Consider the following 12049-nt stretch of genomic DNA (forward strand, 5'->3'; position numbering starts at 1 on the left):
TCACTCTGGTGGCGTAGCGAAGAACCACTGAAGGAGGCCAGGCATGTCGTTCCGTCAGTTCCCTGCTGTCGACAGCAATGGCGAAAGCCACATCATCATCGAGTTCAAGCCCGAGGCCAGCGGCAGTGGGCATGGCTCCGAAGCGACGCCGCGTTATGAGCTTGATGACGGACGCCAGCTGGTACGCAACGGCCGCGAGTTCACCACCAGCGGCGGCGAGGTCAGGTTGTCGATCTAGCGATCCACCGCAGAGCCGGGCATGCCCCGGCTCTACTGCTGTTCCGGACAGAAAAAAGGTTGGTCATTTTTTGACCAACCATCTTGACAGCCTTGCACGCCAAGACCTGCCGCAGGTTATCCACATGTTTGCGCAGAAGCCATCCACACGCCCTGTGGATGAATGGCGTTACGCCAGCACCCGGCCGATCCCGCTGGCACCCACTTCGGCGGCGGCTGCCGCGATAGCCCCTGGCTCGCTCCCGGCCACGAAACCGATGCGGAAATGCACTTCGCCGGCGGGCGTGCGCGAGGAGTGGATCGAGGCGAGGCTGATGCCATGCTGCTCGAACACGTTCAGCAGCTCACGCAACGAACCGGCGCGGTCTTCAGGCAGATGCACCGACAGTGCATTGCGCTCCGTCAGGTCGGCCAGCAGATAGCCGACGCGCTCGAAGGTGTAGTTGCCCGCAGCCAGGGCCTGATCGCCGAAGGCACTCCTGTTGGCCTCCAGCAGGTGATCGCGGAACGCGCCCCGCGCAGCGTCGTCGCCCTGCCCCACCTGTACCTGCAGCGTCTGCAGCTGGCCGATCAGGCGTTGCAGCATCGGCGCCACATAGGGATTGCCGAACTGGATGTCTTCGTAGATCGCCGGATTCAACGACAGGATGCGCGAGATGATCGCGGTATCCAGTTCGAACGAGGCCGATCGATACGGCAGCATCGCCGCCAGCGTGCCCAGCTGCGGTTGGTACTCGCGCAGCACACCCGCCTGGGCCAGGTGGGTCGCATGCACCATCGCCTGCACCAGCGCCATCATCTGGTCGTGGTGCTGCGGGGTGGCGCGCACGCATTCGGCCTGCAGTGCCAGGCACAACGCGTCCACCCAGGGCCGCCAGTGCTGCAGTCGCGCCTCGCAGACCACCATCACCCGGCCCTTCAGGGTCGGCGCCTTGGGCGGCGCCGTCATCGGATGCAGGCCCACCACTTCGGCGCACGAGGCCAGCATCGCCTGCACCGGCGCTTCCTTCACCGAGGTCACATCCAGCCACAAGCGTTCCTGCTCGCGGCCCGCGGACAGGCGCGCGTACTCGGCGATCAACGTGGACGTGTGCCGGATCGGTGCGGAGAACACCAACACGTCGGCCTGTTCCAGCAACTGCTCCGGCGCATGCGAACCCGGATCGGCCGGATCGTGGCCGATCACGCGCACCTGCATGTGCTGTTCGAAGAACCGGGTCAGCCAGCGTCCATAGGCGCCGGCACTGCCTACGATGCCGACCGTGCGCGGCGTGCGTTCGTGCAGATCGCTCATGCCAGCCGTTCGGCGCGGAAGCGCAAGCCGTCGGCCAGTGCCGCCGGTGCGGCCGCGATCACGTCGAACTCTTCGAAGCCGTGGGCCAGGGTCGCCTCCAGCGCCGCATGGGTGCCGGCGATGGCCCGCGAGATGGCCATCTGCATCGGCTCACCACGCAGCAGGAAGGACACCATCAGCGACATCAGCACGTCGCCGGTGCCTGCCACATCCACCGGCAGCAGCGGCGAGGTCCAGCGCCAGGTTTCCTCGCGCCCCACAGCCAGCGTCACCAGCTCGCCCGGATTGCCGCCGACGCTGTGTGCCAGCACCCACTGCGGCCCCCGTGCCAGCAGCGCGCGCGAAGCAGCAATGGCATCGGCTTCGGCCAGCGCCGGCATGCCGGTCAGGCGACCGAGTTCGAAGGCATTCGGGGTAACCAGCCATGCATGCGGCAGCAGGCGCTCAGCGAAGATCGCTTCCAGTCCTGGCTCCACGTAGGGACCGGTGTGGGTATCGCCGATCACCGGGTCCAGGCAGTAGCGCAGCTGCGGACATGCCGGCAGGATCTCGTCCAGCCAATCAGCAAACGCAGCACCGTTGGCAGCGCTGCCGAAGTAACCGGAGACAAGCATCTTCGCCCGCTGCGGAAGACCACGTTCATGCGTGCCGAGCAGCAGATCGGCAAACCAGTCGCTGGGCAGCACACGGCCACGGGTGGTCTCGTAGAACGGCGCATTGCTCAGCAGCGTGGTCGGGATCGAGGCCACGCGCACGCCGAGCGCACGCATCGGGGGCAGCGCGGCGCTGTTGCCGGCATGGCCGTAGACCAGTTGTGATTGGACCGAAATGACATCGATCGGCGAAGGGCCGTCGGGCCGCTGGCGGCGGCCGTGGACCAGGTGGTTGTCGAGGGATTCGCTCATGCCCGCATTCTACGCCCAAGGGGGTTTTCGGCAGGGCTGCGCCCTGCACCTGCACCTGCAGAGGCAACAGCCACAGCCAAGGCAACAGCAACAGCGGCACTCCGAGGGATGGCGGGGCACTGTGGGTTTGCGGGGACGCCGTGAATCCGTCCATGGAGGCTTGGTCGCCGCATCCATGCGGCTCACACCCCGCAAACCCACAGTGCCCCGCCTTCGACAGTACCCCGCGAGCAGTAGATCCACGCCATGCGTGGATCAATCTCTGTCCAAATCGAATATTCAGATCCAAATCGAAAATCATCCACGCATGGCGTGGATCCACGTGTCGACCAAGGTCGACACCCACCAACAGCAAGTCATGCCATCCCGACAGATTGCAGAAATCTGTCGAAGGCGGGGTGGGTCCGGTTGCGGGGGCGTGAGCGCCATGGATGGCGCGACCGAGCTTACAGGGACGTACTTGCAGCGTCCCCCGCAACCGGACGGTGCAGGGCGCAGCCCTGCCGAAGAACACCCCTCAGTGCGCAGTAGGCCTGGACGGCGGCAGCCAGGCCGCGACGATGCCCAGCAACGGCAGGAACGCGGTCAGCTGGTAAACGAATTCGATGCTGGTCTTGTCAGCCAGCAGACCAAGCACCGCTGCGCCTAGGCCGCCCATGCCGAAGGCAAAGCCAAAGAACAACCCGGACACCATGCCAATGCGATGCGGCATCATTTCCTGCGCATAGACCACGATCGCGGAGAAGGCCGAAGACAGCACGAAGCCGATCAGCACCGCCAGCACCGTCGTCCACAGCAGGTCGGCATGCGGCAGCATCAGCGCGAACGGTGCCACGCCCAGGATCGAGGCCCAGATGATCGGCTTGCGACCGATACGATCGCCCAGCGGACCGCCGAAGAATCCACCCGCGGCGGACGCCACCAGGAAGGCGAACAGATGCAGCTGCGCCTGCGCCACCGGAATGCCGAAATGATGCATCAGGTAGAAGGTGAAGTAGCTGCCGATGCTGGCCATGTAGAAATACTTGCTGAAGATCAGCACCAGCAGGATGGCCAGCACCCGGGCGATCGTGCGCGGCGGATGGCGCGCGGCAGTCACACCGTGTGCTGCTGGCCGGGGCGCACCCAGATGCAGCGAGTACCAGCGACCGACATAGGTCAGCAGGGCAATGCCGATCAACGCTGCACCGGCAAACCAAGATGCGGAATGCTGGCCATAGGGCACGATCACCGCTGCGGCGATCAACGGCCCCAGCGCCGTGCCGAAGTTGCCTCCCACCTGGAACACCGACTGCGCCAGGCCATGACGGCCGCCGGAGGCGAGACGTGCGATGCGCGAGGCTTCCGGATGGAAGATGGCCGAACCGATGCCGACCAACGCGGCGGCCAGCAGCACCATCGCGTAGTTGGGCGCAAAGCCGAGCAGCAGCATGCCGCACAAGGTCGAGGCCATGCCGATCGGCAGCGAGTACGGGGCCGGCCGGCGGTCGGTGGCAAGGCCGACCAGCGGCTGGAAGATCGAGGCGGTGAGCTGGTAGGTCAGCGTGATCAGGCCGATCTGGGTGAAGCTGAGATTGAAGCCGCCCTTGATCACCGGATAGATGGCCAGGATCAGCGACTGCATCATGTCGTTGACCATGTGCGAGCTGGAGATGGCCGCCAGCACTCCTGGCGATACGGGGCGGGCGGATACGGCGGGAGAAGCCAGAGTCGACATTGCGCACGGTCAGGATGGGGGCGAGCCGTGCATGCTACGGTGGGCATCCGCTCCCTTCTGCCGCGTTCTGGTCATGGCCTATCGCAAAAAGGACACCCCCTGCCCCGTCCGCGAAACCGCGCCGTGGAACGAGGTGCCGGTGCATCGCCCGGTCACCTGCCGCGCACGCGACTACCGCGCCGGCACCCACATCGCGGCGCACAAGCACCGACGGCACCAGCTGGTCTATTCCATGTCCGGGCTGATGGTGGTGCGCTCGGAGGTCGGCCGCTGGGTGGTGCCCTCCACCCGCGCCATCTGGATGCCGGCGGGCATGGCGCATGCGGTGGACTGCATCGCCGAGGTGCACATGCGCAGCCTGTACATCGAACCGTCATTCGCCCCGCAGCTTCCCGCCGAGCCCTTCGCCGTGCAGGTGGCACCCCTGCTGCGCGAACTGCTGCAGGCAGCCATCCTGATCGACGGGCCGCATGAAGAAGACAGCCGCGATGGCCGCGTGGTGCGGCTGATGCTCGACGAACTGCGCCGCATGGACGTACTGCCGTTGCACCTGCCCGAGCCCGTCGACCCGCGCCTGCACAGGATCTGCCAGCACATCCAGAAACATCCCGGCGACGAGGCGACCCTGCAGGACTGGGCGCAGGCGTTGGCGATCGACGTGAAAACCATCCAGCGCCACTTCGCCAGCGAACTGGGCATGACGTTTGGCCAGTGGCGGCAGCAGGCGCGCCTGCTGGCCGCGATGGAACGGCTGGCCCGCGGCGAGAAGGTGATCGATGTGGCGCTGGCGATGGGCTACGACAGCCCCAGTGCATTCACCAGCATGTTCAAGCGCCAGCTGGGGCAGACGCCAGCGGCGTTTTTCCGTTGATCCGTTGCACCGCGCTCACGCATGGCGCGGATCTGCTGCGCCGGAAACGAAAACGCCGGGCATGGCCCGGCGCTGTCGTTCAACATTTCCCTCAAGGGATCAGGACGTCATCCGATCCCAGAAGCCCTTGACGCCGTCGATGAAGGTCGCCGACTTCGGCGAATGCTTGCGCGCATCCTCGCCGTTGAAGGTGGCTTCGAACTGCTCCAACAGCTTGCGCTGGTCGCTGGTGAGGTTGACCGGCGTCTCCACCACCACGCGGCAGTACAGGTCGCCCTCGCTGCGGCTGCGTACCGAACGAACACCCTTGCCGCGCAGGCGGAACAGCTTGCCGGTCTGGGTCTCGGCCGGGATACGGATTTCCGCTTCGCCACCGAGGGTGGCCACGCGCACGGTATCGCCCAGTGCGGCCTGCGAAATGCGGATCGGCACTTCGCAGTGCAGGTCGTCGCCGTCGCGCTGGAAGATGTGGTGCTCACGCACGCGCACTTCCACGTACAGATCGCCCGGTGGCGTCCCCGCAGGGCCTGCCTCGCCCTCACCCGCCAGGCGGATGCGGTCGCCGGTATCCACGCCCGCCGGCACCTTCACCGATAGCACCTTGTCTTCTTCGACACGGCCGTTGCCGTGGCAGGTCTTGCAGGGCTTGGCGATGATCTGGCCACGGCCACCACAGTTGTGGCAGGCCTGCTGCATGGCGAAGATGCCGCGCTGGATGCGCACCTGGCCACGACCATGGCAGACGTTGCAGGTCTCGACCTTGCCGTCTTCCGAGCCGCTGCCATCGCAGTCGCCGCATTCGGCCAGGGTCGGAATCTCGATGCGGCGCTCGACGCCACGCACCGCTTCTTCCAGGTCCAGCTCCATCACGTAACCGATGTCGGCGCCGCGACGCGCCTGGCGCGGGCCACCACCGCCGGCACCACCAAAGATGTTGCCGAAGATGTCGCCGAAAATATCGTTCATGTCCGGGCCGCCCGGACCACCGCCACCACCGCCCATGCCGTGTTCGAACGCGGCGTGGCCATGGCTGTCGTACATGCGGCGCTTGTTGCCGTCGGACAGGACTTCGTAGGCTTCCTTGCACTCCTTGAAGGAGGCTTCGGCCGCCGCATCACCCGGGTTGCGGTCCGGGTGGAACTTCATCGCGCAACGGCGATAGGACTTCTTCAGTTCTTCGTCGGTAGCGGTGCGGGCAACGCCCAGCACTTCGTAGTAATCGCGCTTGCTCATATCGTGGATCGCATTCCGGAAAGTCGGGATTCGTCAAAGCGGAAGAGCGGAACCATGTCCGCTCTTGCGTCGGGCGCCCCGACACGCCAGAGGGCGGTCAGGACCCTGGTACGACAACGGGACGCTGGCAACCAGCGTCCCGTGTCGGTCCGGATCAGGACTTCTTGTCGTCCTTCACTTCGGTGAACTCAGCGTCCACCACATCGTCCTGCGCCTTGCCAGCGTTGCCGGCATCGGCACCCGGGGCGGCACCGCCCTGGTCGGCCGAAGCCGCAGCGAACAGCGACTGGCCAGCTTCTTCCAGCACCTTCGACTTGGCTTCGATCTGCGCCTTGTCGTCACCCTTCATCGCGGTTTCCAGATCGGCCAGGGCCGCTTCCACCTTGCCGATCACTTCGCCACCAACCTTGCTGCCGTGCTCGGTGATCGCGCTGCGGGTGCCGTGGATCAGGGCATCGGCCTGGTTGCGGGCCTGCACCAGCTCCTGGAACTTCTTGTCTTCTTCGCGGTTGGCTTCCGCGTCGGCGACCATGCGTGCGATCTCTTCCTCGGACAGACCCGAACCGGCCTTGATCTCGACCTTCTGTTCCTTGTTGGTCTTCTTGTCCTTGGCCGACACGTGCAGGATGCCGTTGGCGTCGATGTCGAAGGACACTTCCACCTGCGGCAGGCCGCGCGGGGCCGGCTCGATGCCGGACAGGTCGAACTTGGCCAGCGACTTGTTGAAGCGGGCCTGCTCGCGCTCACCCTGCAGCACGTGCACGGTCACGGCCGACTGGTTGTCCTCGGCGGTGGAGAACACCTGCGAGGCCTTGGTCGGGATGGTGGTGTTCTTTTCGATGATCTTGGTGAACACACCGCCCATGGTTTCGATGCCCAGCGACAGCGGGGTCACGTCCAGCAGCAGCACATCCTTGACGTCGCCGCCGAGCACGCCGCCCTGGATCGCAGCACCCAGTGCCACGGCTTCGTCCGGGTTGACGTCCTTGCGCGGTTCCTTGCCGAAGAACTCGGTGACAGCCTGCTGCACCTTCGGCATGCGGGTCTGGCCGCCGACCAGGATCACTTCGCTGATGTCGCTCGAACGCAGGCCGGCATCGTTCAGGGCGACGCGGCACGGCTCGATCGACTTCTTGATCAGCTCTTCCACCAGCGACTCCAGCTTGGCGCGGGTCAGCTTGATGTTCAGGTGCTTCGGACCCGACGCGTCGGCGGTGACGTACGGCAGGTTCACTTCGGTCTGCTGGGCGCTGGACAGTTCGATCTTGGCGCGCTCGGCAGCATCCTTCAGGCGCTGCAGGGCCAGCGGATCCTTGCGCAGGTCGATGCCCTGGTCCTTGTTGAACTCTTCAACCAGGTACTCGATGACGCGGTTGTCGAAGTCTTCGCCACCCAGGAAGGTGTCGCCGTTGGTGGCCAGCACTTCGAACTGCTTCTCGCCGTCGACATTGGCGATCTCGATCACCGAAACGTCGAAGGTGCCGCCGCCCAGGTCGTACACAACGATCTTGCGATCCTTGTTGTCGCCCTTGTCCAGGCCATAGGCCAGCGCGGCCGCAGTCGGCTCGTTGATGATGCGCTTGACGTCCAGGCCGGCGATGCGGCCAGCGTCCTTGGTTGCCTGGCGCTGGCTGTCGTTGAAGTAGGCCGGCACGGTGATGACCGCTTCGGTGACCTTCTCACCGAGGAAGTCCTCGGCGGTCTTCTTCATCTTCTCCAGCACCTTGGCCGAGATTTCCTGCGGTGCCATCTTCTTGGCATCGCTGGTGGCCACCCAGGCATCGCCATTGTCATGGGCCAGGATGCTGTACGGGACGTGAGCGATGTCCTTCTGCACTTCGGCGTCGGTGAACTTGCGGCCGATCAGGCGCTTCACCGCGTAGAAGGTGTTCTTCGGGTTGGTCACGGCCTGGCGCTTGGCCGAGGCACCGACCAGGACTTCGCCGTCCTTGGTGTAGGCGACGATCGACGGGGTGGTGCGATCGCCTTCCGAATTTTCGATGACGCGGGCCTTGCCGCCGTCCATGATCGCCACGCACGAGTTGGTGGTGCCGAGGTCGATACCAATGATCTTGCCCATGGGGGAGACTCCTTGAAGGATGTTGTTTTTGTCAGTCCGGCCGTTCGGCCGGTGGATGAATGGGATGTGGGGGAGGCTCGTGGAACATTCAAGCCATCCCCCGAACGCTGTGTTTCCGTTCGCCCAACACGTTCAGCGTCGGTCGTGCCGATGCCCCGGTCGCGGCGGGAAAACCCGCGCCAGGCCAGGCCCGGCGCCCGCGGTCAATCGGCGGCAACCACCACCAGCGCCGGCCGCAGCAGGCGCTCGTTGAGCAGGTAGCCCTTCTGGAACACGGTCACCACGGTGCCCGGGGCGGCGCCGGGGGCAGCGACCTGGCTGATCGCCTGGTGGTGTTCCGGGTTGAACGGCTGCCCGGTCGGGTCCAGCAGCACCAGGCCGTTGTCACCAGCGACCTTCAACAGCTGCTTGTAGGTCAGCTCCAGGCCCTCGCGAAGCGGGTGGGCATCGTCACCGGCGGCCTTGAGGCCGGCATCGAGGCTGTCGAATACCGGCAGCAGTTCGCCCAGCAGCTTCTCGTTGGCGAACTTGCGCGCCTGTTCGATGTCGCGGGCCACGCGCTTGCGCTGGTTGTCGAGGTCGGCGCGCTCACGCAGCGCTTCGGCCTTGACCTGCTCCACTTCGGCACGGAGCTGTTCGATCTGTTCGTTGACGCCCTCGGCGGCAGCTGCGTCGGCGGCGGCCTGCTGGGCGGCGATGTCTGGCTGATCTTGATTCATGTCTGGGTCCCTGGCGGTCACTCTCCGCCTCCACCCACCCTAGTGTGGGCGGGATGCTGCGTTTCAAGCGTCCGATGCACCCGGAGTTCGCCCGCCCGGCGAAAAGGCCGCGCCGAGCACATCGGCGGTGGCCTGGACCAGCGGAATCATCCGGTCGTAGGCCATCCGCTTCGGCCCGATCACGCCCAGCACGCCCAGTACCTGGCCGTTGGCGGTGTACGGCGCGGTGACCAGCGAGACGCCCTGCAGGGGTACCACGCCGGTTTCCTCGCCGATGAAGATGCGCACGCCGGGGGCCTGGATGGTCCGCTCCAGCAGCTGCAGGATCTCGCGCTTGCTGGAAAACAGCTCGAACAGCTCGCGCAGGCGCTCCAGGTCGGACAGGTCCTGCACCCCCATCAGACGCGTCTGGCCGGCCACCAGCATGTCGTCGGCCGGCGGCTGCAAGGCCTGCTCGGCCAGCTCGACGCTGTGCGCCAGCACCTGTTCCAGCTCGGAACGGGCGTCGCGCAGCTCCAGCAGCAGGCGGGTACGGATCTCGGCCAGGGGCAGCCCGGCAAAGTGGGCATTGAGGTAGTTGGCCACCTGCTCCAGCTGCCCCGGTGCGAAGTCCTGGCGCGTCTCGATCACCCGGTTCTGCACTTCATTGTCGGCAAACACCAGGATCGCCAGCACCCGGCGCCCGTCCAGCGCCACGAAATCGATCTGGCGGAAGGCGAACTGCTCGCGGCGCGGCGCGCTGACCACGCCAACGAAGTGGCTCATCGCCGACAGCAGCTCCGACGCACTGCCGAGCAGCGCCTGGGTACTGCCGCCTCCGGCCAGCTCCTGACGCAGTCGGGCCAGCTCCCCTTCGCCCGGCGGCTGCATCTGCAACAGGCTGTCGACGAACACCCGGTAGCCATGCGCAGTCGGAATCCGGCCCGCCGACGTATGCGGCGAGGCCAGCAGGCCCAGGTCTTCCAGGTCACCGAGGATGTTGCGGATGGTGGCCGGACTGACCTCCAGGCCGGCCACGCGCGCCAGCGTCTGCGAACCCACGGGCTCGCCATCCTGGATGTAGCGCGCGATCAGCGTGCGCAGCAGGTGCCGCGCGCGCGGGGCAAGTTGGTCGGGAGAACCGTGCATGGAATCAACCTGTGAGACAGGGACATTAGATAATGGCGACGCATCCCCTTGGCAAGTCATTGGACGACCCCGCTGCGCGTGCTAGCGTTGCGCGGCTGCAGACACCCCCTTACCCATGCTCAGACATCTTTCAATCAAGGATTTCGCCGTCGTCCGCGCCACCGAACTGGAGTTCGGGCCGGGCATGACCGTGATTTCAGGCGAGACCGGCGCGGGCAAGTCGCTGATGGTCGACGCTCTGGGCTTCCTGTCCGGCCTGCGCGCCGACAGCGGCGTGGTCCGCCATGGCGCGGCCCGGGCCGAACTGTCGGCCGAATTCGCGCTGGACCAGCTGCAGGCCGCCCGCCAGTGGCTGGCCAGCAATGAGCTGGACGATGAAGACCAATGCCAGCTGCGCCGCGTGATCCGCGCCGACGGCGGCTCGCGCTCGTGGATCAACGGCCGCCCGGTCACCTTGGCGCAGCTGGCCGACCTCGCCGGCCTGCTGGTGGAAATCCATGGCCAGCATGAGCAGCAGGCCCTGCTGACGCGCCCGTCGCAGCTGGCCCTGCTGGACGCCTATGCCCGCAACGAAAGCGAACGCCGCCAGGTGCGCCGCGCTGCCGCCACCTGGCAGGCGCTGGTCGATGAATCCCTCGCACTGTCGCAACAGGGCGACGTGAGTGACCGCATCGGCTTCCTCGAACATCAGCTGCGCGAACTGGACCGTGAGGATCTGGAGCCGGAGTCGATCACCGCGCTCGGCGCCAGCCATCGCCGTCAGGCGCATGCCAGCGCCCTGTTGGCCGCCTGCCAGGCAGCTTCGGACCAGCTCAACGGCGACGAAGGCCACTCGGCGCTGGATCTGCTGCAGCAGGTGCGGCATGAACTGGCCAGGGTGGCCGAACATGACCCGCGGCTGGGCGACGTCGATGCCCTGATCGACAGCGCTTCCATCCAGCTGCACGAGGCCCTGGCCCTGCTCGACCGGGTGCATGACGATCTGGACGCCGATCCGGACCAGTTCGAGGAGAACGAGCGCCGCCTCGGCCGCCTGCACGACCTGGCCCGCAAGCACCGCGTGCCGATGGATGAGCTGGGTGCGCAGCGTGAGCGCATGCACGCCGAAGTGGAACAGCTGCGCGGCGCCGACGAGCGCCTGCAGCGTCTGGCCGGCGAAATTGAGAAGGCCGCAGCGGCCTGGCGTGTCGAGGCTGCAGCACTGACCACCAGCCGTCGCACCGCTGCTGCCGAGCTGTCGGCCACCACCACCGGCATCATCGCCGAGCTGGGCATGGGCGGCGGCCAGTTCCTGATCGAGCTGGAGCCGCAGGACAACGGCAAGCCGGACCCGCAGGGCGCCGAGCGCGTCGAGTTCCTGGTGGCAGCCAATGCGGGCCAGCCACCGCGTGCGCTGCGCAAGGTCGCTTCCGGTGGCGAGCTGTCACGTATTTCGCTGGCCATCGAAGTGGCCGCGCTCGACCTGGATGCAGTGCCGACCATGGTGTTCGACGAAGTCGACTCCGGCATCGGTGGCGCGGTGGCCGATATCGTCGGCCAGAAGCTGCGCGCCCTCGGCGAAAAGCGCCAGGTATTGTGCGTGACCCATCTGCCGCAGGTCGCCTCCAAGGGCCACGCGCATTACCGGGTCAGCAAGGCACCGGTGGAAGGCATGACCCAGAGCGCGGTGGAGAAGCTCGACGCAAAGGCCCGCGAGGAAGAGCTGGCGCGCATGCTGGGTGGCGTGGAAGTGAGCAAGGAAGCCCGCGCCGCCGCGCGCAAGCTGCTGCAGGTGTAGGCCCCTGCACGCCTGTTGGCGCGCGTGAATCGCGGGCATTCATCCACGCATGGCGTGGATCTACTGCAGGCCTGACGCCTGGTAGTGC

At 66.2% G+C, this 12049-nt stretch carries 10 protein-coding genes; 3 read left to right on the plus strand and 7 right to left on the minus strand.

Translation table 11 applies throughout. The annotated features are described in order from the left end of the window. Nucleotides 1-43 precede the first annotated feature (43 nt). Entirely contained in the window at nt 44-238 is a 195-nt protein-coding gene (locus tag AC1DKR_RS11240; RefSeq protein ID WP_025875144.1) for a hypothetical protein, read from the plus strand. A 168-nt stretch (nt 239-406) separates the two neighbouring features. Here the strand turns inward: AC1DKR_RS11240 and AC1DKR_RS11245 are convergent, their stop codons facing one another. The 3 genes from AC1DKR_RS11245 to AC1DKR_RS11255 form a co-directional block, all read right to left on the minus strand. After that, the gene (locus AC1DKR_RS11245; protein WP_478032902.1) at nt 407-1531 is read right to left on the minus strand and encodes a prephenate dehydrogenase; all 1125 of its coding nucleotides are present in this window, start codon (nt 1529-1531) and stop codon (nt 407-409) included. Then, nucleotides 1528-2436 carry a pyridoxal kinase gene (pdxY, locus tag AC1DKR_RS11250; protein WP_032977637.1) on the minus strand — a complete coding sequence of 303 codons (909 nt, stop codon included), beginning with the start codon at nt 2434-2436 and terminating at the stop codon, nt 1528-1530. Before pdxY ends, AC1DKR_RS11245 begins: the two co-directional genes overlap by 4 nt. A 517-nt stretch (nt 2437-2953) precedes the next feature. Continuing rightward, entirely contained in the window at nt 2954-4153 is a 1200-nt protein-coding gene (locus AC1DKR_RS11255; RefSeq protein ID WP_025878874.1) for an MFS transporter, read from the minus strand. Nucleotides 4154-4226: 73 nt separating this feature from the next. Here AC1DKR_RS11255 and AC1DKR_RS11260 point away from each other — a divergent pair, with 73 nt between their 5' ends. Beyond that, nucleotides 4227-5024 (plus strand): AraC family transcriptional regulator, encoded by a 798-nt coding sequence (locus AC1DKR_RS11260; RefSeq protein WP_478032904.1) that lies wholly within the window; start codon nt 4227-4229, stop codon nt 5022-5024. 99 nt (nt 5025-5123) lie between these two features. Here the strand turns inward: AC1DKR_RS11260 and dnaJ are convergent, their stop codons facing one another. The 4 genes from dnaJ to hrcA form a co-directional block, all read right to left on the minus strand. Next, nucleotides 5124-6257 (minus strand): molecular chaperone DnaJ, encoded by a 1134-nt coding sequence (gene dnaJ, locus AC1DKR_RS11265; RefSeq protein ID WP_025878872.1) that lies wholly within the window; start codon nt 6255-6257, stop codon nt 5124-5126. Between the two features lie 154 nt (nt 6258-6411). Then, a complete protein-coding gene (gene dnaK, locus AC1DKR_RS11270) occupies nt 6412-8337 on the minus strand; it encodes a molecular chaperone DnaK (protein WP_099820185.1) in 1926 nt (641 codons plus the stop codon). 203 nt (nt 8338-8540) lie between these two features. Then, the gene (gene grpE / locus AC1DKR_RS11275; RefSeq protein WP_478032906.1) at nt 8541-9056 is read right to left on the minus strand and encodes a nucleotide exchange factor GrpE; all 516 of its coding nucleotides are present in this window, start codon (nt 9054-9056) and stop codon (nt 8541-8543) included. Between the two features lie 63 nt (nt 9057-9119). Beyond that, nucleotides 9120-10184: a heat-inducible transcriptional repressor HrcA gene (gene hrcA, locus AC1DKR_RS11280; protein WP_025878869.1), complete on the minus strand. Its 1065-nt coding sequence runs from the start codon at nt 10182-10184 to the stop codon at nt 9120-9122. 115 nt (nt 10185-10299) lie between these two features. Here hrcA and recN point away from each other — a divergent pair, with 115 nt between their 5' ends. After that, the gene (gene recN / locus AC1DKR_RS11285) at nt 10300-11961 is read left to right on the plus strand and encodes a DNA repair protein RecN (protein WP_100436113.1); all 1662 of its coding nucleotides are present in this window, start codon (nt 10300-10302) and stop codon (nt 11959-11961) included. The last annotated feature ends 88 nt before the right edge of the window (nt 11962-12049 follow it).

The organism is Stenotrophomonas sp. 01N47, assembly GCF_056399165.1.